The sequence below is a fragment of the Paenibacillus sp. Z3-2 genome, assembly GCF_054161325.1.
Window position 1 is genome coordinate 4,741,664 of the sequence record NZ_CP096397.1, and the last position, 23,375, is coordinate 4,765,038.

23 protein-coding genes are annotated in these 23,375 nt (G+C 45.6%); 10 read left to right on the forward strand and 13 right to left on the reverse strand.

All coding sequences use genetic code 11. From position 1 onward, the window contains the following. The first annotated feature begins 1 nt into the window (after position 1). Both M1D71_RS21205 and M1D71_RS21210 read left to right on the forward strand, forming a co-directional pair. The gene (locus tag M1D71_RS21205) at positions 2–865 is read left to right on the forward strand and encodes an alpha/beta hydrolase (protein ID WP_458123531.1); all 864 of its coding nucleotides are present in this window, start codon (positions 2–4) and stop codon (positions 863–865) included. A 124-nt stretch (positions 866–989) separates the two neighbouring features. Beyond that, the gene (locus M1D71_RS21210) at positions 990–2,195 is read left to right on the forward strand and encodes an MFS transporter (RefSeq protein WP_458123532.1); all 1,206 of its coding nucleotides are present in this window, start codon (positions 990–992) and stop codon (positions 2,193–2,195) included. A 92-nt stretch (positions 2,196–2,287) separates the two neighbouring features. On the opposite strand, the gene M1D71_RS21215 is transcribed toward M1D71_RS21210, so the two are convergent. Then, positions 2,288–2,740 carry an Lrp/AsnC family transcriptional regulator gene (locus M1D71_RS21215; RefSeq protein WP_145323415.1) on the reverse strand — a complete coding sequence of 151 codons (453 nt, stop codon included), beginning with the start codon at positions 2,738–2,740 and terminating at the stop codon, positions 2,288–2,290. A gap of 185 nt (positions 2,741–2,925) precedes the next feature. Between M1D71_RS21215 and M1D71_RS21220 the strand changes: the two genes are divergently transcribed. Then, on the forward strand, positions 2,926–4,095 hold the full coding sequence (locus M1D71_RS21220; RefSeq protein WP_458123533.1) for a serine hydrolase domain-containing protein: 1,170 nt from the start codon (positions 2,926–2,928) through the stop codon (positions 4,093–4,095). Positions 4,096–4,151: 56 nt separating this feature from the next. Here M1D71_RS21220 and M1D71_RS21225 read toward each other — a convergent pair whose 3' ends face one another. The 7 genes from M1D71_RS21225 to M1D71_RS21255 form a co-directional block, all read right to left on the reverse strand. Then, on the reverse strand, positions 4,152–5,513 hold the full coding sequence (locus M1D71_RS21225; RefSeq protein ID WP_458123534.1) for an amino acid permease: 1,362 nt from the start codon (positions 5,511–5,513) through the stop codon (positions 4,152–4,154). 161 nt (positions 5,514–5,674) lie between these two features. Beyond that, a complete protein-coding gene (sigK, locus tag M1D71_RS21230; protein WP_145323447.1) occupies positions 5,675–6,373 on the reverse strand; it encodes an RNA polymerase sporulation sigma factor SigK in 699 nt (232 codons plus the stop codon). Between the two features lie 221 nt (positions 6,374–6,594). Further along, positions 6,595–7,188, reverse strand: coding sequence for a zeta toxin family protein (locus M1D71_RS21235; RefSeq protein ID WP_458123535.1), 594 nt, complete (start codon positions 7,186–7,188; stop codon positions 6,595–6,597). Continuing rightward, the gene (locus M1D71_RS21240; protein ID WP_458123536.1) at positions 7,181–7,360 is read right to left on the reverse strand and encodes a hypothetical protein; all 180 of its coding nucleotides are present in this window, start codon (positions 7,358–7,360) and stop codon (positions 7,181–7,183) included. Before M1D71_RS21240 ends, M1D71_RS21235 begins: the two co-directional genes overlap by 8 nt. A gap of 89 nt (positions 7,361–7,449) precedes the next feature. Further along, a complete protein-coding gene (locus M1D71_RS21245) occupies positions 7,450–7,629 on the reverse strand; it encodes a hypothetical protein (RefSeq protein ID WP_458123537.1) in 180 nt (59 codons plus the stop codon). 85 nt (positions 7,630–7,714) lie between these two features. Next, entirely contained in the window at positions 7,715–8,962 is a 1,248-nt protein-coding gene (locus tag M1D71_RS21250; protein WP_458123538.1) for an MFS transporter, read from the reverse strand. A gap of 28 nt (positions 8,963–8,990) precedes the next feature. Next, positions 8,991–9,917, reverse strand: coding sequence for an ADP-ribosylglycohydrolase family protein (locus tag M1D71_RS21255; RefSeq protein ID WP_458123539.1), 927 nt, complete (start codon positions 9,915–9,917; stop codon positions 8,991–8,993). Positions 9,918–10,419: 502 nt separating this feature from the next. On the opposite strand from M1D71_RS21255, the gene M1D71_RS21260 reads away from it, so the two are divergent. Next, the gene (locus tag M1D71_RS21260; RefSeq protein ID WP_458123540.1) at positions 10,420–11,088 is read left to right on the forward strand and encodes an HAD family hydrolase; all 669 of its coding nucleotides are present in this window, start codon (positions 10,420–10,422) and stop codon (positions 11,086–11,088) included. A gap of 47 nt (positions 11,089–11,135) precedes the next feature. Then, positions 11,136–12,308 (forward strand): mannitol-1-phosphate 5-dehydrogenase, encoded by a 1,173-nt coding sequence (locus tag M1D71_RS21265; protein ID WP_458123541.1) that lies wholly within the window; start codon positions 11,136–11,138, stop codon positions 12,306–12,308. Between the two features lie 242 nt (positions 12,309–12,550). Here the strand turns inward: M1D71_RS21265 and M1D71_RS21270 are convergent, their stop codons facing one another. From M1D71_RS21270 to M1D71_RS21280, 3 genes are all read right to left on the reverse strand, one after another. Continuing rightward, a complete protein-coding gene (locus M1D71_RS21270) occupies positions 12,551–13,441 on the reverse strand; it encodes a hypothetical protein (RefSeq protein WP_458123542.1) in 891 nt (296 codons plus the stop codon). A 142-nt stretch (positions 13,442–13,583) separates the two neighbouring features. Next, positions 13,584–14,237 (reverse strand): YkyA family protein, encoded by a 654-nt coding sequence (locus M1D71_RS21275; protein WP_458123543.1) that lies wholly within the window; start codon positions 14,235–14,237, stop codon positions 13,584–13,586. Between the two features lie 40 nt (positions 14,238–14,277). Then, on the reverse strand, positions 14,278–15,180 hold the full coding sequence (locus M1D71_RS21280; protein ID WP_458123544.1) for a polysaccharide deacetylase family protein: 903 nt from the start codon (positions 15,178–15,180) through the stop codon (positions 14,278–14,280). Between the two features lie 228 nt (positions 15,181–15,408). Between M1D71_RS21280 and M1D71_RS21285 the strand changes: the two genes are divergently transcribed. Both M1D71_RS21285 and M1D71_RS21290 read left to right on the forward strand, forming a co-directional pair. Next, positions 15,409–16,353: a DMT family transporter gene (locus M1D71_RS21285; RefSeq protein WP_458123545.1), complete on the forward strand. Its 945-nt coding sequence runs from the start codon at positions 15,409–15,411 to the stop codon at positions 16,351–16,353. A gap of 63 nt (positions 16,354–16,416) precedes the next feature. After that, entirely contained in the window at positions 16,417–17,253 is an 837-nt protein-coding gene (locus tag M1D71_RS21290) for a sulfurtransferase (RefSeq protein ID WP_458123546.1), read from the forward strand. A 445-nt stretch (positions 17,254–17,698) separates the two neighbouring features. On the opposite strand, the gene M1D71_RS21295 is transcribed toward M1D71_RS21290, so the two are convergent. Beyond that, entirely contained in the window at positions 17,699–20,023 is a 2,325-nt protein-coding gene (locus tag M1D71_RS21295; protein ID WP_458123547.1) for an ABC transporter permease, read from the reverse strand. Continuing rightward, entirely contained in the window at positions 20,023–20,727 is a 705-nt protein-coding gene (locus M1D71_RS21300) for an ABC transporter ATP-binding protein (RefSeq protein ID WP_458123548.1), read from the reverse strand. Before M1D71_RS21300 ends, M1D71_RS21295 begins: the two co-directional genes overlap by 1 nt. Before the next feature lie 242 nt (positions 20,728–20,969). Here M1D71_RS21300 and M1D71_RS21305 point away from each other — a divergent pair, with 242 nt between their 5' ends. The 3 genes from M1D71_RS21305 to M1D71_RS21315 are packed head-to-tail and all read left to right on the forward strand — an operon-like array spanning position 20,970 to position 22,894. Then, on the forward strand, positions 20,970–21,344 hold the full coding sequence (locus tag M1D71_RS21305; RefSeq protein WP_458123549.1) for a GntR family transcriptional regulator: 375 nt from the start codon (positions 20,970–20,972) through the stop codon (positions 21,342–21,344). 1 nt (position 21,345) lies between these two features. Further along, complete coding sequence (locus M1D71_RS21310; protein WP_458123550.1) at positions 21,346–22,215, forward strand: ATP-binding cassette domain-containing protein; 870 nt, start codon at positions 21,346–21,348, stop codon at positions 22,213–22,215. A gap of 1 nt (position 22,216) precedes the next feature. Next, entirely contained in the window at positions 22,217–22,894 is a 678-nt protein-coding gene (locus M1D71_RS21315; protein ID WP_458123551.1) for a hypothetical protein, read from the forward strand. Positions 22,895–23,375: the final 481 nt, after the last annotated feature.

Here is a 23,375-nt window from a genome sequence, read left to right on the forward strand (position 1 = left end):
TATGACGGACTACATCCAATTGTTACCTGAACATGAGGTGAAGAAGATCGGAGAACATGATTTACACTTGGAAATTTTCGAAGGAACCCCACCTCATGACGAAGAAACAGAGACCAAGAAGCCACCACTCCTGTTTGTTCATGGTGCATACACAGGCAGCTGGATGTGGAGCAAATACATCCCCCACTTTGCCCAGCACGGTTGGACCTGTTATGTCATGAACTTGAGAAGTCATTACAAGAGTCGGGTCATGGACATGACAAAGATTACGTTTGACGATTATTTGGAGGATATTCGTGAAGTGTTAGCTGAGTTCAACGAATCTCCCGTTCTTATCGGCTTTAGCATGGGTGGGATTCTCAGTCAAAAGATTGCAGAAACCGCTACTCTGGCAAGCCTGATTGTAATTGACAGCAGTCTGAGCAAGGAAGTTCATGGGTTAATACCCTACCCGGAAAGCGATCGTATCACACCTGGGATCATCATTCCTGCACCTGTCCGTGATGAACTGACCAGTATAGATGAGACGGCAGATGACATTGCATTTCAGCGTAAATATCTTCAGATGGAGTCTTCGAAAGCATTTAGCACCTTTTCCGTTATGTTTGGAGCAGATGGCGGTGTATCCATTAATGGCGACCTGATCCATTGCCCCAGCTTGGTGATCAAGGCTGTATCCTGCGAAGACGAAGATCTGAGAGGCAAATTAACTGCCAAGCAGCTGGATGCTGAATATGCCGGACTGTGGGATACGACCCATACGGGCATACTGGTAGGCCAACGGTACATGGAAGCTGTCGATATCACCCTTGAATGGTTACACAGACAACATTCCTTTGAATTAACAAATAAACTCAATAAATAAATTAAATATCATGCTAAAACCTCCTTCTTACCTTTAATCCTGTATGCAAAAGTTTGATTTTTTCAGATAAGCTTATATGCATAGTTCTGGATAGGATTAAAATATAAGAAATGAGGTTTTGTTCATGACCGCTCACACAACCCTCCCAAACCAAAGGGAGCTTCCTTCCATATCTTCAAAACGCCTTCCGTGGGCTGGGCTTCTTGCATTAGCCATGGCGGGATTCATTTGCATCCTCACTGAAAGTCTGCCTGCGGGACTGCTACCGCAAATTGCAAAAGACTTGGGGATCACAGAGGCTCTTACCGGACAGTTGGTGACTCTTTATGCCATTGGATCACTTGTTGCTGCCATTCCCTTGACTGCTGCTACACGCGGATGGAGACGCCGGCCTCTTCTGCTGGTATGCATTAGCGGTTTTCTTGTCTTTAACACCGTTACCGCCTTATCTTCGGATTATATCCTGACACTTGCCGCTCGTTTCATGGCCGGGGTCTCTGCGGGTGTGTTATGGGGAATGACAGCAGGTTATGCACGTCGAATGGTCCCCGACTCGTTAAAAGGTAAAGCCATGGCTGTGGCTATGGTCGGCACCCCCGTAGCACTAGCCCTGGGTGTCCCAATCGGTAGTTTTCTTAGTTCTTATATCGGCTGGCGCCTCATCTTCGGGATAGTATCTCTTCTGACCGTAGCTTTAATCGTATGGGTTCTCTGGAAAATGCCGGATTTTGCCGGAGAGCCCGCTGGGGAACGTCTTCCGCTGCATAAGGTGTTTTTAATTCCGGGAGTTAGGCCCATTCTGTTTGTTGTTCTGGCCTGGATGCTTGCCCATAATATCCTTTACACCTATATTTCTCCCTACCTTACCCAGACCGTATTTGCTAACAGAGTAGACTTGATTTTGCTCATTTTCGGTATTACTTCCATTGTGGGGATTTGGTTAACCGGAATGCTCATTGACCGGTTTTTGAGGAGATTGGTTATCATCAGCCTGGCATCATTCGCTCTGGCCTCTGTCGTGATGGGAATCGGTACTCATCAACCTGTCATTATTATTCTTGCCGTCATGATCTGGGGACTTACGTTTGGCGGAGCCGCGACACTGTTACAAACTGCCATCGCTCAAGCCGGAGGCAAAAGCACAGATGTCGCCCAATCGATGCTGGTTACAGCATGGAACCTGGCGATTGGCGGAGGAGGCATCATCGGGGGCATCCTTCTTGAAGTATTTGGAGCAGGATACCTTTCTGGGGCGCTGTTTATCTTGCTCATTCCTGCGTTGCTTGTAGCTATGCGTGCTTATAAATATGGATTTACCAGAGCAAATTAACAGGAAGACATGTTGCATGTGTTACAGCAGAAGAAAGAGGAGTGCACTTGATGTGCACTCCTCTTCTGTTTTTCATTATAAAGACCAGAATCTTATTCTGCCTGTGCCAGCAAATTTGGTCCTTCCACGAGATTCTTATGTGCAATTGGAGAAGACATGGTGATTAAAGTCATGTAAGTGCCGTACGGATCACACTTGTTCTCAAATTCCTCGAGTCCTTGAATGGTGTCTGTGAGGATTTTCAGCAAGTAATTGTATTCCCCGCTTATCCGATAACATTCCACAACTTCAGGTGACGCACGGCAGAAATCCAGGAAAGGATAACAATCCCGGGTACGAAAAAGTACATAGGCTGTGCTCTGCTTGCCCAATTTGGAGGGGGAGATCACGGTTCGATATTCCTCGATGATTCCCTTTTCTTCCATTCGTTTGACTCGTTCAGTAACGGCGGGCTGAGATAACCCCACCAGTTTGCCTAGTTCGGTCATGGATAATCTCGCCTGATTCTCCAAGTGAAACAGGATATGCTGATCTATTTCATCCATATAATCCACTCCTTTAATTACATAAGATATATTCAGAAATTACCTTAAGTATATTCGTTAATTCATTATAATGCCTTTAACAAACCATGTAATACAAGATCAATCATTTATATAATAAACACAGTTAACACGAGAAATCAAATACATCAGTTGGTGAGAGGAAGATAAACATAGGAAAAGAAGACATGACGACATTGCATACTTATGTGGATGAAGCTATTGATCGCGCCCTAAGCGAAAAAAGAATCGTAGGAACAGTTGTACAGGTTGCATTAGGAGGGGAACTGGTATACAGCCGGGCTGCTGGTTTCGCAGACAGGGAGCAAAAGCGCACCATGTCGGAAAACGCTCTGTTTCGACTTGCTTCCGTAACCAAACCTATTGTATCGACAGCAGCTCTGGCATTAATCTCACAAGGAAAGCTGAGTCTGCATGATCTTGTGACCCGCTGGCTTCCTGCATTCCGGCCCAAACTTGCCAATGGTCAGGACGCTTCAATATCAGTACATCAGTTGATGACGCACACCGCAGGCTTAACATACCGTTTCTTCCAAGAAGACCAGGGAACCTATGAGCTTGCAGGAGTATCGGACGGAATGGATTGGTCTGGAATTAGTCTGGAGGAGAATCTGCAAAGGCTGGCTTCTGCTCCTCTTCTGTATGAGCCAGGAAACATGTGGAGATATTCCATTGCGACAGATGTACTTGGTGCCGTTATCGAAAAGGTAACTGGGATGTCACTACGAGAAGCTGTTCAAACGCTGGTTACTCATCCACTCCACATGACCGACACTGATTTTATTGCGGTGGATTCGGATCGATTGACAGCCGCATACGCTGATGGTTCTGAAGAACCGCGTCTCCTTTATAACGAGTTGGAGCAGATTCCTTTTATTGAGGGTACTGCTGGCTTCCGACTGGCACCCAATCGTGCGAATCATACTTCTGCTTACTTATCGGGCGGAGCGGGTATGGTTGGAAGTACCGGAGATTTTCTTACTTTACTTGAAGCATTGCGACAAGGAGGACAGCCTCTCCTTACAGAAGCCGTTGCCGCTGAGATGTCTACCAATCAAATCGGTGATCTCGTGATGCCATATTGGCCAGGCAGAGGGTTTGGCCTTGGTTTTACAGTACTTAAAGATCCTGTCGCAGCCGGTACACCGGAATCAGCGGGTACGTGGCGAATGGGTGGAACCTACGGTCATTCCTGGTTTGTTGATCCAAAAGAAGAACTTAGTGTTGCAGCATTCACCAACACGGCACTTGAAGGGATGTCGGGCCAGTATACCACCGATATCTGTGATGCCATCTATGCGAGCATTCGTGAAGGCAAAGAGGCTGCAAGAATTTAAATACGAATAACCGCCCAATATCATTGGGCGGCTTTATTTTGCAACGATGGTAAGATCTACTGTCTGTTATTACTCAAATTTCTCTTTTTAAAAAGGTAGATCCCCGCAACAAGAATAAACCACACCGGCGTGACAAATAGCGCCACTCGCGTGTCCTCAGCCAATGCCAATACTACCAGCACAAACGCCAGAAAAGCCAAAATTAAATAGTTTGAGAACGGATATAGTGGCAACTTAAAGCGACTGCGACTCGCCAGTTCCGGCTGAGTACGACGATATCTGAGATGACAGATCACCATGATGCCCCAGACAAAGATGAAGCATACAGTCGACACGCTCGTGATCAGTGTAAATACGCCCTCCGGCATCACATAGTTCAGTACAATCGCGATCAGAATAACGATTGTAGAGAAATACAGCGCATTGGAAGGGACTTTTCGCTTGTTCAGTCGTGCAAACGACTCAGGCGCGTTGTGATCTTTTGCCATGGAGAACACCATACGGCTTGTACTGAAAATGGCACTGTTACACGCCGAAGCCGCTGATGTTAACACAACGAAATTCACAATCCCTGCAGCGGCCGCAATACCTACAGCAGCAAACACCTGTACAAACGGACTTTCCGTAGGCACAATGGCGTTCCACGGGTAAATGCTCATAATAATCAGCAATGCGCCAACATAGAAGAGCAGTACCCGGATCGGAATCTGATTAATCGCTCTCGGAATAACTTTCTCCGGGTTCTCGGTTTCCCCCGCTGTCAGCCCCACCAGTTCCATGCCTACAAAGGCGAATACCACCATCTGGAATGATATGATGAATCCATGCAGTCCATTCGGGAACCATCCCCCATGACTCCAGAGATTGCTGAAACTAGCTGGACCCTGATCGGTTGTAAAACCTTTAATTATCATATATAAACCAACAACAATGAGTGCCAAAATGGCCACGACTTTAATTAGGGCAAACCAGAATTCCATTTCACCGAACAGCTTGACCGTCGCCAAGTTCATGATTAGCAATATGACCAACGCAATTAACCCCGGCATCCACTGAGGTACATTCGGAAACCAAAACTGCGTATACAATCCAACGGCGGTAATGTCAGCCATAGCAATGGAAATCCAGCAGAACCAGTATGTCCAGCCTGTAATAAATGTCGCCATATTTCCCAGGTAATCGCGCACGAAATCGACAAAGGAATGATACTTTAAGTTGCTAAGCAGCAGTTCACCCAATGCACGCATGATCAGGAACAATACAACACCCGTGATGATATAGGCCAGCAAGATGGATGGCCCTGTCAGTTGGATCGTTTTGCCTGCTCCGAGAAACAGACCTGTTCCGATCGCCCCTCCAATGGCCATCAGCTGCACATGCCTGTTCTTTAATCCCCTTGTTAACGTTTCTTGCTGCATGATAAACCACCACTCTCTTTCTGCACATGCTCTCTACGATGCAAAATATTATTATTCATCATATAATAATCTGCCCAGAATACATATCCCTCTTTTATATATTTTTTTGCACAGCAAAGAAGGCACCTTTGTGCAAGGCGCCCTCCTGGTCTGATAAGCTATTATTTTTGCTTGTAGAACTCATGATACAGCTTCATTAACGCCCGCTTCTCAATTCGCGATACATAAGAGCGTGAAATTCCAAGTTCCTTGGCAATCTCGCGCTGGGTACGCTCTTCCCCGCCCGCTTCCAGACCAAATCGACCAACCACAACTTCCTTCTCCCGATCATCAAGAATATCGAGATTGCGATAAATTTTGCTTTTTTCGATCTTGAGCTGCACTTTATCTACAACGTCGTCGGCTTCTGTTCCGAGGATATCGATCAATGTAATTTCGTTGCCTTCTTTATCGGTTCCGATGGGATCATGCAGGGATACGTCTTTGCGTGTTTTCTTCAGGGAACGCAGATGCATAAGTATCTCGTTTTCAATACATCTCGCTGCAAATGTGGCAAGTTTGGTTCCTTTGCCTTGTTGAAAACTTTCGATGGCTTTGATCAAACCAATGGTTCCGATGGAGATCAGATCTTCCTGATCTTCACCCGTATTGTCGAACTTCTTGACGATATGCGCGACGAGGCGCAGATTGTGTTCAATGAGCAGATTGCGGGAGTGAGCATTGCCTTCAGCCATAAGGCGTAAATGTTTGGCTTCATCATCCTCAGCCAGGGGCTGGGGGAACGCATTATTTTTGACATACGAGACGAGTAACGTTAACTCCTTAATGAATAGAGCAATAGCGGTAAACAATCCGGGCACAGATGACACCTCCTGCAGTTTTACAACGATCTGGCCTGAGCACGTGGGGGAACAGGGTCGATCTATTGTATGTAGGCAGGGGCCCAGAAGTGCACGTACACTTGAAAAAGAGGATGTTCTTGCGAAGATTTCATACACACACAGAAGCGGTAGAGATTGCCTTTAAGCATTCACTTCTCAATAATATTGTACGACATTCTGAAGACAATCGTTTATCGGCTTTATTTCAGGCCATCTAGCTCCCCAACAATCGGTAACACCCAATCAGGAAAGGTTTCCACTTGATATGTCAGAATATACTTCTCGGCCTGCATTACAATTTCACCGGAAGCTTGACTATTATCAATGACAACCAAATCATCTATAAGATGAAGATTAGCCAACAGGTTTTTTATAGATGTCGTTTGTCTTCGAACGATGTCTTCTGTCGGAATATGATGTCCGCCATTTCGAACTCGACCAGCGACACGCTCAATATTGAGAAGAACATCATTCAGCCCCACATAAAACATAGTTACCTCAAACCCACTCGCTTTGGCAGCCTTCATGAGTCGTATCACATTGCCTCCAGCCAAAGTCGTTTCAATGGAGAAATCACGTTGATAATGAATGCATTCCCTCGCAAGTTTAATCGCTTCTTTACCCGCTGATATCTTACGTCGATCTGGATCAACTGGATCAATCCTACGCGCCAAGGAATCGGGGTCAATATTGACGCTAATGCCGAGCTTGTCTACAATCATATTTCGAATGGTACTTTTTCCACTGCCATTATTACCTGCAAACACATACATGATCGAATTAGCTTTAGTCATGAATGATCCCTGTATTTTCAACTACTTCGATTATGCCGTTTGCATACTCCCTGACAATTTTCCCGTTATCCCCTTGATACACAATGTATGTTCCATTCGCTTTTGCATCCAATTTGGCACGTTCTCCTGTAAGTTTAATAAGCTTTTGCAGATCTTGAATACGATTCGTCATAATCATCACCATCCATTTTCATCTTGCTCTTATTGTACCATACGTATTTGTTTCAAAAAATCGGGGGCTCACACGTTGTAAGTGCATTCTCATACACTTACGGAAACAATCGAGCCCACCTTCTGAAGAAGGAGATATTCTTTCTCTACACTTTGAATAAAATATGTTTTCTCGCCAAATATAACGACATCATTCTCCGCTAATGGAGCATCGCTTTTGAAGTAGATGAAATTGTCCGTTTCCCGGAACGCACCTCTATAATAAAACATAACATTCTCTCCCACTAATCGATATTAGAAAAAAACCTTCACTCCCACATGTCGATGCAGGAGCAAAGGCTTCACATGCCATGTTCTAGTTCACCGATACTGGCTCCACAACGTTCGGAATCTCCGGCAAACGCTGTTTACGGTCCATCATCAAACTGACGAGCAATCCCAGTAACCCCAAAGCAGCAATAACTGCTGCATACAAAGGTACGGATATAAGTCCCGTATGGGTAATTGCATACCCGCCCAGATAGGCTCCTCCTGCATTACCCAGGTTAAACGCGGAGTGACTTGAAGTCGTTGCCAGCAGCGGTGCTTCCCGGGTCATATTCATGATTCGAATCTGCAATCCTGGCATAATGCCAAAAGCCGCAACACCCCAGAAGAATATGGTGATTACCGCGAGATAAGGATTGTCCAGCGTAAGCGTAAGTGCAGCTAGAAGAACGGCCAGGATGCCGAAGTTGATGATCAAGGAAGGCATCAGCTTCCAGTCTGCCAGACGACCGCCAACCATGTTGCCAAGTGTCACACCGAAACCGAACAGCACCAGAATCCAGGTCACATTCTGCTCGGCAAAACCACTAATGTCTACAAGCATCGGCGTAATGTAAGTGAATACGGCGAACAGACTTCCACAGCCCAACGCGCCAATGAGTAGAACCAATAATACCTGTGGACGAACCAGATTTCGGAACTGCTGCCCTAGGTTCGCTGGTGCGCCTTGCGGGATAACGGGAATGAAACGAATGATGCCAATCAACGAGATAATGCCTAGAATGGTGATTGCCCCGAAGGACGACCGCCATCCAAGCTGTTGCCCGATAAATGTACCAAACGGAACGCCAATAATGTTGGCAATCGTGAGCCCTGCGAGAACAACCGATACCGCTCCTGCCCTTCTCTCGGGTGCAACGAGTCGTGTTGCCATGATCGAACCTACACCTAGGAACGTACCATGGGCAAATGCCGTCAGAATTCGTGCCGAGATCAGCAGTCCATAGGTGGGAGCAATGACAGACAAGGCGTTACCGATAATGAAAATGCACATCAGCAGCACCAGCAGTTTTTTCTGCGGAATCTTGTGCGTGAACACGGTTAGTATCGGCGCGCCTACCGCTACACCAAGCGCATATCCCGTAATGAGCTGTCCCGCCTGTGGAATACTTACATTCAGATCTGTCGCTACATTGGGCAGTAAGCCCATAATAATAAACTCAGTCATACCAATCGCAAAAGCCCCAATCGTCAGGCAAAACAGGGATAATGGAAACGCCCCTCGTTTACCGGACTGCGAAGATTTTGATGCTGTTGTGTGTTCTACCCTGCTCATAGATGTTCTCTTCTCCTCTGTCTCTTTATCAACGATTTCCTGTCACTTTCAACCACAATGCATCGGTTAGTTGATCGAACGTTTCACGCATGGCCAGCTTGTCCCGCCAGTGTGCCGGAATGCCGCTGAGTCCATAATAAGCACCTGCGATTTGTCCATATACCGCTCCCGTGGTGTCCGCGTCATCACCCAGATTAACAGCTAACAACGCGCCTTCCTCGAAGCTTGAGGACTTATGGAAAGCCCATAATGCGGCTTCAAGTGAACGAACCACATAGCCACTGCCCTTAATTTCGGGCGGCTCTTTGCTCTGATACGAACCCATGACAACCTCTTCAATTGCGGGTGAAAAAGTAGGATCTTCCCTCCACTGTCGGCATGTCTCCGGCATCAGCATGACGCTCTTGTCCGCTCCGCTTAGGCCAGCAACAAGTATAGCGACCAGCACTTCACAGGCCTCCACACTTTCCGTTGCGGCATGTGTTGTTCGGGAGCTAAGCCCGGCATAATGAACTGCCTCTTGGGGACGATTGGCATAAGCCATCGCGACAGGAGCAATCCTCATAATAGATCCATTGCCCGCCGTCATCGGGTCGGTTGACCCGCTATAGGCTTCTCCGGTTAAGCCAAACCTCTCCAAGGCACTTCGTGTAGCCCCGCCGATGTCGAAGCAATCGCCTGTGCTGCTCATATACCCGACCTTATACCAATTGGTGTATCTGCGCATCTGATCCGCAGGATCAAAGTCTGCCTTGCGCACCAAACTTTCTGCCAGACACAGAGCCATGGATGTATCATCGGTCCACTGTCCTGCTTCCAGCCCGAATACACCGCCTCCCACGATATCGGTAACAGGTTCAAACGTTCCTGGGCTACTGAATTCTACAGTAGTTCCCAGCGCATCACCCACTGCAAGCCCGATCAAACATCCATCGAAACGATCCCTTTGAAGCATGACGACATCCCTCCTTTTTTCATTGATTTTCAAAACCTTTTACTCCATTTTCCCACATGGTCTGATCATGCGTAAAGCTAATAAAAACAAAAGCGCATGGCACGGTTTCTTCTATTATAAAAGTGTCGAAAGCTGTTGAACGGTCAGAACATCCAATTTTCATAAAAAAAGTTTTATTTTATTATCCTGAAAAAACAGTTTATTCAGTACACCGCTTACATGTAAAGGGCTTAACGGTTTGCAACATCCGTCATTTTCAGAAAGTACGTCATGCATGTGAAAATTTTCAATGTAAACTATCATGACGCGCTTGACCCTTCAGTTTGTCCTATGTTACGGTTTTATTAGCTTCAACGCATATTTTTTCCCGAATTAGTATTCACTTTCTGTTTATTGCGTCAACTAATATCCCGCAGGTTAATGAATATACGGGAATGAATTTGCAGAAAATTTTCATTTTGTTTTATCCCCAAACTAATTCTGAAACAGGAGGAACAAATTTATGATTAAGGCACTGGTGTTTGATTTCGACGGAACGATTATTGATACAGAAACAGCATGGTATATTGCTTTTCGTGATGCTTACAAGGAACACGGCGTGGATTTAACCCTGGAGATGTATTCACAATGCATCGGTACCAGTCTGAAAACATTTAATCCGTATGAGTACCTCATCACAGATTTGAATCTTCCGATCGATCGGGAAGCGTTCAGGGAATCCGTTCAGTTGCAGCACGCTGCATTGATGAACAAAGAGGTGATTCGTCCGGGTATTCAGAACTATCTTGATGAAGCGCGTAAAGCTGGACTAAAACTTGCTGTAGCATCCAGCTCCAAACGAGAGTGGGTAGAACAGCATCTGGAACAACTGAAACTGAAAGATTATTTTGAAGTTATCCGTACGGCAGATGATGTTGCGAACGTGAAGCCTGACCCGGAACTCTACAATCAAGCGCTTGAAGCCCTTGGAGTAACTGCAGACGAAGCCGTAGCGATTGAGGATTCACCTAACGGCGCGCGTGCAGCTGCTGCGGCTGGTATACACTGCGTAGTCATCTCGAATACCATTACAGGAACATTGGAATTCGACATGCCTCACCAACGGCTGTCTTGCTTGACTGACCTTACATTTAATGATTTGATTTCGAAGCCACTCGTCACTACCGTCTAAGGTCTGCACGAATTTCGCGATTCAATCCTTAAAGGGGGAGTTCATACATGAAAGCTGTACATTTTGGTGCGGGCAATATAGGCCGCGGTTTTATCGGTCATATGTTGTCCGCTTCCGACTACGAAGTCTGCTTTGTCGCACGTAACCCGAAGAAAATCTCCTTGCTTCAAGAGAGACAGGAATATCCCATTACACTCGCCAATAGCGATCAGGATACAACGATTGTTAACAACGTGACGGCTATCAATGTAAGTGAGCAGAATCTGGTTGCTGAAGAGATCGCTTCAGCCGATCTGATCACAACCGCCGTGGGCGTATCTGCACTCGGAGATATCGCCGAGCCTATCGCCAAAGGCATTCAACTTCGCATGAAAAACAATAATCAGGCTCCACTGCATATTATCGCTTGCGAGAATGCCATCGGTGGCAGCACCAGGCTGAAGAAACGCATCTATCCATTCTTGGATGAACCTACTCGTAAAAAAGCCGAACGTTATATTTCTTTCCCCAATGCAGCAGTGGACCGGATTGTTCCGGCTCAAAACCACAAGGACCCGCTGCAGGTCACTGTTGAACCTTTTTATGAATGGGTCGTTCATCGTCCTGCCTTTCTGGATGGTTACAAGGAAATTGATGGTGTCCATTATGTGGATTCCCTCGAGCCTTATATTGAGCGTAAAATGTTTACGGTAAATACAGGCCACTGTGTCGCCGCATACTTCGGCTATCTCGAAGGATTCAAGACTATTCGACAGGTCATGAGTAACTCCACCCTTCGGGCCAAGATCCGCCATGTTATGGAAGAGACGGGTCAGATGCTCATCCAGAAGCACGGATTCAACGTACAGAAGCATAACAAATATATCGATACCATCCTGGAGCGCTTCGCCAATCCTAACCTGACAGATCAGGTTACCCGGGTCGGACGTTCCCCCCTTCGCAAGCTTTCGCCTCATGACCGGCTTGTTCGCCCAGCGCTGCAGGCCAGTGAATTCGGAATTGAAATTCCCCATTTAACTTCTGCCATGGCGGCCGCAATGCTGTTCAATGACGAACACGACGAGGAAGCCATGAAGCTACAACACATGATTCGCGAAGATGGCGTCTCCGCCTTTATCCGTGAACGCATGGGAATTCCCGACGAACATCCCGTTCATCAGAATGTGATTGCCCGCTATCAAGAACTCCGAGGGCGCAAGGAATCGACTATACTAACCTGAGTAATGGATCAGGGTCATTGGTTCGATCCCGCAAACTGAATAGAAGTACGGCCAAGAAGCCGGGAGGAACCTATGCGTCAGCATCGCTCCTTCCGGCTCTTTGTCTTTGCATGGCAATGTACATTCATAGGATAGCAACATCAATAAAACAGCGTATCTCCTCTCTCAAGGAGACACGCTGTTTTAAATGATCGTTATAATTCACTGAGCCGTTCGGTTTAGCCGCGTGGCCCATCCCTTTTCTACTCATTCATGATGGAATTGAGGGATGCGTATGCCATCGGCAGGAAACCTTCAGAAGGTTCACCAATGGGTGCTTGGATGTGGAAAATGAAACCATTACCGTCCAATTCTTTGACAATATAATACTCTGTTTTCTTATCATTCTGGGACATCATGTACAATCTTGCATCCTTCATCGGGCCGTTACTGAGTTGTTCAGTCGTTAACTGCTTCACTTCTCCGGTCTCGGACAACTCTTCCTTGGCATCCATCTTCAGCATATCCAGATTGAAGTCCGCAGGCAGTTTCTCAATCTCTACCTCATAAGCCGGATCAATCTTCATTGTTAATTCATGATCTTCCGCGTCAAAAGCCATCGGTTCAAAGATATAAAGTGAATAACCTTTCGCTTGTGCCAATGTCACTGGGCGCTTCTCGGTCATTCCTTCTACCGATACTTCCAGCTCTGACGTCTTCGGGCGATCGGACGTTACAGCACCGCCTGCACTGGAGCCCTTGTTATCATCATTTGATTCAATCTTTGCAATCTCTGTAAGTATCAACTGTTTCGTCGTTGCATCAATGGTTTTCTCTACATATTTGAAACGCACGGAATCTTCGTCATCGATATCATCCAGTGACTTCTGCAGATCTTCGCCCACCTGGAAAGACATCGGTTTTTCATTCACTCGAATCTCGACGGTGTGCGGATCAGCCCATCCAGTGAGAATACCTTCCGCTTCTATTGCAGCACTTTCATCCGGCTTTTGCACCGGTGCTGGGGACTGTTCTTCCGTATTATTGACAGGTGGTTGTGCAGCAGGACTACTGTTCCCACAGGCCACAAGCGAGAATCCCATAAGTAAAACCAGTAGTGATGTACTAACTTTCATTGTATTTCCTTTTCGCATATGAACACCTCCGTTAGCTTATACGCAATGATGCTTGTCCATGTTGCTTTTTATTCATTGGCTTGGCTGTATACTAGTACTTACACGGGAGAAAGACAGCTCAATCATGCAAAATGTCTGAACGATTACTGTAGTCCTCTACCTAACTGGCCTGATCCATCTGTACCAGTTTCGCATTGGCTCCGTTAAATGCTTTGGTCTGCAGGTTGAATTGCTTACGGAATTCAGCAAGCTGCGCATATTCACTATTCCGTACTCGAATGGCTCGCTTGATCTTAACCAGATTAGGTTCTACAGTTCCCCTCATCAGGCCATATAACTGCTCATCGGCATCCAGACTCAGCTGATACGAAGCTGCGAAATTGTCAAAAGCACGTGCTCTTGCTTCATATTGATCCAGCACCTTCCCAGCCTGGGCCAATGTTTCCTCGTTTTCAAATGATAGGTCTTTCAGTGAATTGCGCAGAGTTACCATCTGCTCGCTGGTCTGTTTCATGACCCCTTCGGCCTGCTTCAACAACGTTCTTCGTTCATGAATGTAATTTTCTGCCTGATCCAGCAGTGCTTCAAGATCACTGTTTTTGTTCTTGCCTTTTTCTAGAATGGACTTGTATAACTTCATGTCTTCCTGCTCATGACTGGCCAGAGCCTTCAAACTCTGATCAATCTCCTGTCCGCTGAGCACCAATTGATTCACCTGATTTGCCGCAGGCTCCTGCGGCTCTCCACAACCACTTGCCAGCAGAATTAGCAATACGCTGACTGCCGCAAGCGCCACTTTTTTACTCGTTAGCACCCAAGTCCTTCCTCTCTTGCATCATCATCTTGTTGTTATATTACAAGCGGCTATCTCCGCTAAAATTGGCTACCCAGTGTGCATCCGGATCGTATACTTCGAACTCGTAACCCCGATCTTCAAGCAGTTTCAGAATACGTGGCAGAGCCTCAACGGTCTGCTCGCGCTCGTGCATCAGAATCACTTCCTTATCCCGATGTACACTTTTGCTCACCCGCGCCACAATCTTATCCGGTTGACCGGGTAGATTCCAATCAAGTGAATCTGTCGTCCAGTCCCACAGTTTGAAGCCGGCTGCAGCAATATCACCCCTGAATTTTTCTCCAATCTGCGGGCTGCTTCCATAGGGTGCACGAATCAGATGAGGTGTAAAACCAATCAGGTCCTGCACCATCTTCTGCTCTTTCTTGAACTCTTTCACAAAGTTTGCAGAGCTGCCGCTCTTATACAGCTTTTTATAGTTATGTGTCATGCTGTGGAGCCCAGGATAACTTCCTTCCTTCAACAGCCGTTTCACTGCTTCTGGATGCTGATTCAACTGGCGTCCGATCATGAAAAAGGTAGCCTTCGCCTCATGCTGCTTCAATATATCCAGCAGTTGTTCCGTATATTCTGTTGGCCCATCATCAAACGTTATGTATGCCAATTTGCGAACCTGACCCTGGAACCGCGCCGGTTCCTCTTTCGCATCCGGAGTAACTTGTATCATGCCAAGCTTGGCGGGCTGTTCTATTACAGTAATCGGAGGCGGCGCCGCAACGCTTTTGATCCAATGCGTCATTCCAAGGAATACATATGTAATACCGGTAACGAACAGTACCAGGAGCATTAGAGCTATGCTCAGCCTTCCATACCGGATTTTTCTTCGTTTATGTGTTTTCGTGCGACTTGTGCTGGGCGGAATACTGCCACGTTCTCCCGCTCTCTCTTGTTGAACTCTCACTGCCAGGCCACTTCCTTACTTTCAATTTTTCCCGATTATTGGTGTATTATCTCGTTTCATGTCTCTATATAGAAGATTAATAGAAAAATGGTTCGGGAGAATGACAGAATAGTTACAAGCCCGGTTACAATCTGCTTATCTCTTCGTTCTCTTTATCTTTCCTGCAGTTACCTTCTCCTGTATAATGAAGTGATTTACGCCATCAGACTTCAAGAAGGAGCTACACCCATGACAAGCTTGAACCGTGCCGGCAGATCCATTTATCTGCTATTCTTTGTCGGCATTATCGCCATTTCTTTCTCTTCGATCTTTGTACGTTGTTCTACTGCAGATGTTGCGGTCATTGCGATGTACCGTCTGTTTCTGACCAATCTGCTGATGCTCCCTTTTGTCTGGAAGTACAGACACGAGATGATGCGTCTGAGCTTACGGCAGTGGGGCTTGCTGCTTGCATCCGGTGTGATGCTGGCTCTTCATTTTCTACTCTGGATGGGTTCGCTGCGACTCACCAGTGTTGCCAGTTCCACAGTCATTTTCGCGCTGGAGCCTATATTGATTCTCGCGGGTTCGGTATGGCTGTTCAAAGCCAAAATTAATCGCATGATGATCATCGGCATGGGAATTGCCCTGCTTGGGTCGATCGTCATTGGTGCAGGAGATTTCCAGTTAGCGGGTACTGCTCTGCAAGGTGATGTTCTGTCTTTGCTTGGTACAATCGCAGTCGCCGTTCATATGCTGCTGGGTCAATTTTTGCGTGCGGGGCTTAGTGCATTTTCGTATAACTTCTGGGTATTCTTCGTCGCTGCTTGTACGTTGGCGGTATATAATCTGGTCATGGGCCATCCGTTCGGGGGTTACGCTGCTTCGGAGTGGGGAATCTTCCTGCTACTCGCCATTGTGCCAACGATCTTCGGACATTATCTCTTCAACTGGCTGCTTCAATATATGAATGCCACGACGGTATCGATGGGCGTACTTGGGGAACCCGTTTTCTCCTCTTTGCTGGCCTGGATGCTGCTCAGCGAATCCCTCAGTGCATTACAGATGTCTGCCGGCGTCGTCATTATATTCGGGGTATGGATCTTCATTCGATATGGTAAAACCAAACCTCAAATGGCTTCAACAGAAGCTTCGGTTACGGGAAAAGGGCCTATTGAACCTACAACGGTATAACGTATTTTTTCTTAATCTATAGTTATATACGACTCTACCACTCTCATAAGGCGGTGTATTTTCATGAAAAATATTGTATCCATGCGCTGGCTGCTCGCCAGAATGTATGAACCGGATGTCGTCATTGCAGATTGCCGATTCTTGCTCGGTCAGCCGGAGGCTGGAAGGCAAGCCTATGAAGCTGGACATATCCCAGGTGCTGTCTATCTCGATTTGGAAAAAGATCTGTCCGCTCCTGTCTCTGCACACGGAGGACGTCATCCGCTTCCTGATCCGGTTGTGCTAGCAAGTCGTCTCTCCAAAGCTGGCATTGGCTCCAATGCTCGCATTATTGCCTACGATGACCAAGGCGGCATGAATGCTTCTCGGTTATGGTGGTTGCTTCGCTACATCGGTCATGAGCAGGTGTATATCATGGACGAAGGTTTCTCCGCTTGGAAAAACGCCAAATTCCCGGTGACCGTGGATGTGCCAGTTCAGATCCCGGCTTCTTTTGAGGTGAATGTGCAGCCGGGCATGTTGGCAAGTGTTGAGGATGTTCAGAAGGCTTCGGCAAGTGGCAGTGCTGTGTTAATAGATTCTCGCGATGCCCGCCGCTACGCGGGTCTGGAGGAACCCATTGATGCCAAGGCCGGACATATTCCGGGTGCGGTGAATTATTTTTGGAAAGATGTGTTGGATTGGGATGGACGTTGGACAGGTACTGGGGTGTTAGAAGAGCGTTTTAGTAAGCTGGACAAGGATGGTGCGATTATCGTGTATTGCGGCTCCGGCGTATCAGCTTGCCCGAACGTGATTGCACTGGAAGAAGCGGGATTCTCGAATGTGAAGTTGTATTCCGGGAGCTGGAGCGACTGGATCAGTTATGAGGAGAATCCGGTGGCTACTGGGGAAGAATAGAAAACCGAGAGATAAGTAACAGTCTGTAAAGTTTGGATACATCACCATGGAGCTTTAAATCCTTGGTGGTGTATTTTTTGGGCCCGAAAGTCAAAAATGCTCTAAGCCGGAATACCATTCACTGTATCTCCACCCTACACTAGCTTAGGAGTTTGGGTCGGAAATATTGGGGCAGACGCTTTGGACAGTGTAACCGTAAGTGGCACCGCAACTAGTTATGGCACCTTGGCAAATTGGTGTGAGGCCATCATCTGTGCTCTTGGTCAAGTAGGTTCAGATCTATACATATTGAACTATTCATTGACGTAGATTCTTGTGGGTATACATATCTTGAATTGTTATTATAGAAGCTACAATAGAATCCCTTACTGATTATGTCAGCAAGAGATTCTCCATCTCAATTATTTATTGATCTATCCTACCTGTTAGCCACATCCTATTCGATTCATTCTATACTTTTTAACGATTCAATCATATTAATTCGGGATACCTTTCTCCGGAGCAGTAAGTTAGAGAGCGCAGTAAGCAAAAAGGCTAGGATGACTGATACCAGCATAACAAATATATTTATCTGATCTGGGATTTGTTGATGGGTACTCGACAACGCTTCAATAATAACGGAATACATGTAGCCGCTGATCGGCAGTGCTATAATGACCGCAAAGGTGGTAAGTATCATGTTCTCAGAGAAGATAAGTCGATTTATTTTGTTTTTTTGATAACCCAATACCTTAAGAGTAGCCAGCTCGCGATTCCTTTCGTAGATGTTAATGGAGGATATCGTGTAGATGGCACCAAACGAAAGAATGATGGCACTAATGATAAAAATGATGAAGATAAAACTATTTTGCTTCAGAATAAATTGTGCAGATTCTTTCAAATCATCTTTATCCGCGATTGTATCTACCTGATTGTCTTGTTCGAAAAACTGTCGGACCTTAGTAAGGTCTGCAGCGCTACTGGCTTTCACTAGAATCGAGGTTGGGTTGTAGTCGATGCCAACACTCTCAAGATACGCTATCGAGCAAAAGAACGACGGACTCGAATACTGATTAGATATTTGAGTAACCTTCATATCGACCTTCTTATTCTCAAACGACGGATCAGTGAATTGAATTTGAATCGTATCCCCTATCTCAATCTTATAGTGATCCGCATACGATTTGGGTACCAGCACGCCGCTGTCCATAAGTGTCATCGGATTGTCGTGCTCGTTGAAAAATTGAATAAGCGTGTTGTCCTTCTCCGTAACGCTCAATGTAGCTTTCTCTTGTTCAGCGCCTTTGACGAATTCCACGGGAAAGGCCGATAGCAAATAGCTGCTTTCAATGCCGGTGGGTAGCTCCACCTTCTCTAACTCTGTACCTCTTGTGTATTCGACCTTCAGATCATAAGTATTTACCTCTTCGATCTGGTCAGCTACCCTTTGTAAGGACGTTTGAGTCCCGAAAGCAGTGATTAATAACACCGTGCTCACCACAACACCAACAGAACTCGCTATCGCCTTTTGCTTATTAAGAAAAATGTTTCTCAAAATGAGCTTATTACTGTAGGAAATGCGTTTCCAGACTCCCGAAAACTGTTCAATGAGCAGCTTCTTCATCTTCTTTGGCGGTTTAGGCCTCATCGCCTGCGCTGCGTGTTCCCGCAGAATACCTATACCGCTCAAGTAACAAGCCAGCATGCCGAATGCGCTCGAGAACAGGATAGGCGTGAGGATCGAGAAAGAAGATAGGGAGAAGTTAATGCTCGGCAGCGAGTAGGATCTAGCATTCGACGCCTCAATCATTGGAATGAATATAATTACAGCAACGATGCAACCAATAAGGGAACCTATGATGCTGACAAGCACCGGGAACCCCATGTAATGGAGCATGATGCTGCTGTTCTTCACTCCTAACGCCTTCATAATTCCTACTTGGTTCCTTTGGGAATCGATGATCCGAGACATAGTGAGAAAGAGAATGATCGCTTCGATTATAAAGAGAACCAGCGGAATAACTTTGCTCATCAATTTATTGTTATAGACTGTTTGTTGTAGCTGCGTATAATTGAATGTTCGCTCTTTGCTGATTTGACTTACATAAGATAGTTTTTGGGATTGCGCCTCAACGTTCTGCCCTAACCAATCTATATCGTACCCTTCTTCCGCATCGATCAACACTTCATTATAGTAAAGACTACCGGCGATTCGAGGAACACCTGCTTCAGCCACATATGCGAATCCGGAAGTTTTATGATTCTGGGTTTCGTTCTTTTTAGCATATTCCACATTTTCGCCCAAACCGCTAATGGTGAATGCAACCTCCACGTCATTGATGCTTAACATTATTTGATCCCCTACTCTGTACTGATGTTCCCTGGCATAATGGGAGTCAAGCAAGATTTGATCCTTTCGAGACGGAGTGTTGCCCTCAATCAAGGTAGGCGTATTAATGATATTGTCGACTGGGATCGAATGGATATTTAAGGTCGCCTTCGTATTGTCAAAAGATTGCATCGCATTGAAGGTGTATCGCCCTTCGATCTTGTTTATCCCTTCGATTTCACCCAACTTCAACATGTTCTGCTTGGAAATTTGGTCGTAGTAGACATTCAAGTCGCTTAAATTATGCGTATGAAAGTATTCCTTCGTATAAGCACTGAGATTATCACTTAACGTAACCAGCCCCGCGTAGAAAAAAGCGCCAATAGTGATAACCAATACAAAGGCAAGAAATTGACCCATCGATTGCTTGATATCCTTTAACAATTTTTTGAATAATTTCATCACCACTCAATCCTTTCAACGCTTTGTTTGTGCTCGTTGATCGTTACGCTATCGATTTTTCCGCTTTTCACCCGAATGATTTTATCTGCCATCGGGACAATCGCGGAGTTATGTGTGACCAGCACAACACACTTTCTCATTTCCGTATTCAGGTCCTGAAGAAGTTTCAAAACGGACTTACCGGTCACATAATCCAACGCACCAGTAGGCTCATCGCAGAGCAATAGCAAAGGGTTCTTTGCAACGGCGCGTGCTATAGCAACTCGCTGCTGTTCCCCTCCGGAGAGCTGTGAAGGGAAGTTTTTCATCCGGTTCTTTAACCCGACTTTATTTAATATCTCTTTGGCATCCAGATGGTTTTTACATACTTCAGTGGCGAATTCTACGTTTTCTAAAGCATTCAAATTGGGGATTAAGTTATAGAATTGAAAAACAAAGCCTACCTTCTCGGCGCGATACCCCGTAAGCTTCTTTTCGTTAAAGCTAGTAATATCCTTACCGCCAACAGTCACTGTACCCGTTGTAGCCGTATCCATACCACCAAGTATATTCAGAATCGTGCTTTTACCAGCGCCGCTTGCACCAAGAACAACAACGAATTCCCCCTCGTTGATGGAAAAGTTAATGCCGTTCAGCGCCTTGATCGGCACTTCGCCTATGTTGTACTCTTTCGTTACGTTTTTAAATTCGATCAATGTTTTCATAAGTTCTAGCTCCCCGCTATCTATTTGTCATACTTCAGGAGTGCTCCTTCTGGAAGTATATTTCTAAGTATGTTGGTATGTCACTCAAGTAACATACTATAGTTAATTGCATTCAACTGTCAATATCTGTACTTCATGTAAAAAAATAACCCGCCCACTTCAAAATGATTGGTTATTGACAAATTTTAGAATATACGTTATGTTTTCCTGCTAGATGTGTAACAAACTACGGTGGTGAGGTAATGAGCGTCACTTTCGACGAAAAGCAGCCTATTTTTCAACAAGTAGCGGATATCATTGAGGACGATATCCTCAACGGAACTTACCGAGAGGACGAGCAAATTCTTACCGTTTCTCAGTTTTCTCAGCTGTTTCAAGTCAATCCGGCGACTGTTGTGAAGGGGATCGGTCTGCTCGTAAATGAAGGGATTTTGTATAAAAAAAGAGGGATTGGCATGTATGTCTCATCCGATGCCAAACAAAAAATCCAGAATCAGCGAAGAAATCGTTTTTACAAGGAACTCCTGTCCAATCTTATTTGTGAAGCCGACAAACTTGAACTGACAACCGAGGATATCATTGAAATGATTAAACAATTACGGAAGGAAGGAATGTAGTGTGAGCATCGTGCTGAGTTGCGACAAATTAAACAAAAAATATGGTCGGACCTATGCATTACGTGATCTGGATATACATCTGGAAGAAAACGTTATTTACGGGTTGCTCGGGCGAAACGGCGCTGGCAAAACAACCTTGCTTAACATAATAGCAGGCGGACTCTTCGCGACCGACGGCACCATTGAGGTAAGAGGACAAAAGTTGGGCAAAGGAGTGCTCCCGGAGGATACTTGTTTCGTACGCGAGAATAACAAGCTATTTGGAGGAGCGCGATTGATTGATATCTTGCAATTCGCTGCAAATTTCCATCCCAATTGGGATTGGACCTTTGCTCATAAGCTACTTCAAACGTTTCGTCTAGATCCCAACAAAAAAATTAAACAGCTCTCAAGAGGCACGGAATCGCTCGTAGGAAACATCATCGGTCTATCCAGCCGATCGGGGTTGACATTATTCGACGAACCGGTGCTTGGACTTGATGTATTGATGCGGGAAAGGTTTTACAAGGAGCTGTTGGAGGATTACGCCAATCATCCCCGTACGATTTTACTTTCTACGCATTTGATTGACGAAATTGCCCCAATCGCAGAGCGAGTTTACATCATTGATGAAGGCTCCCTCCTGCTTCATGACGATATGAATCGGATACACATGGCATCCTACTTGATTCGTGGGAATACGGATGCCGTGGCTTCATTTACAAAAGGAATGCGAGTATTACATAAGGAATCCTACGGCCATGGGATGCTTGCCGCCATTTACGAAAAGTTGAACGATGAGGACAGGATGCAGGCCCGCAAACTAGACATTACTATTGAAAATTTGAAGCTTCAAAAGTTTTTCTCATATTTGATTGAAGGAGGTCGTTAGATTGGGTGCATTGACCGTTCATTTAAAGGCGACCTATTTGCAATTGAGGATATACATCTGGATGATCATTATTTTCATCATCCTTGGCAGGTTGGTGGAATTCATTGTTGGTCGCTTAACAGACAGCAGCAATAACAAAGGACTCTCGGATGGAAACTTGCTACTGCTTATTTTGCTCATTATCGCAATCGCACTTCCGCTTAGTTATTACAAACGCATCGTACATTTAGGCGCAAGCCGAAAACAATATTTTTGGGGGCTTCAATTTGTTTATGCCGTGTGGGCAGCGACCATCGCTTTATTCAATTCTTTATGGCCTATGATTGAAGTGAACGTGCTCCACAAAAACACCGTTAATCTTATTGAAGCGTTTCATTGGAATGAATTTGGAGTGGCTGGTTCTTTTGTTTACCAAACCATTTTTTATTTGATGACGATGTCGCTCCTAAGCATGCTGGTCTCCGGGTATCACCACCTTGTCGGTTGGCTGCTGTGGGTGCTGTTTATAGTGGCGATCCCGACCGGAACAGCGATTCCTGCATTACGCACTCATGTTATTTCTTTTTTTGAAGCATTGCTATTCAACGACTCACTGCTCGAGGGCGTCGGATTCAATCTTGTGCTTTTTTTCGTTTTCATGGCCGGCAGTTGGTTTTTCACTAGGGGAAGAACACATTAGAATATCTTTTATTGAATATGGATATTTACCTTCTTTAATTCCTTGTCTATCTTCGCAATACATATTAAGTCTCCCCAACTTCAAATAGATTGTCCCTCGTTCCCAGTTACGAAGCCCTACTACATACTTACAAATGTCATCATCAGATTTTCCACTTCATTGCGGGCGCCTGTATAAAAAAATCAACATGCCAACATTATCAGGTATAAACGCCAGTTAGGACTTCCCAAAACCTAACTGTACAAAAAATCCCGCCTCTCTTAACCGAGGGCGGGCCAAACCAGTTTAAGCGTCAATGCATATATATGTTAAACCTTTTCACAAAATCGTTCAGACGTAGTGCACTCTCATTTACTTGACCTGACTGACTCGTTCTCAATAGATCTATATTTCACAACGTGATACTGATAGTATCTGTGAAATAGTGACCCATCCTGTTAGATATATCACCGTCTCATTTACCACAAGTCCACGTTAGATT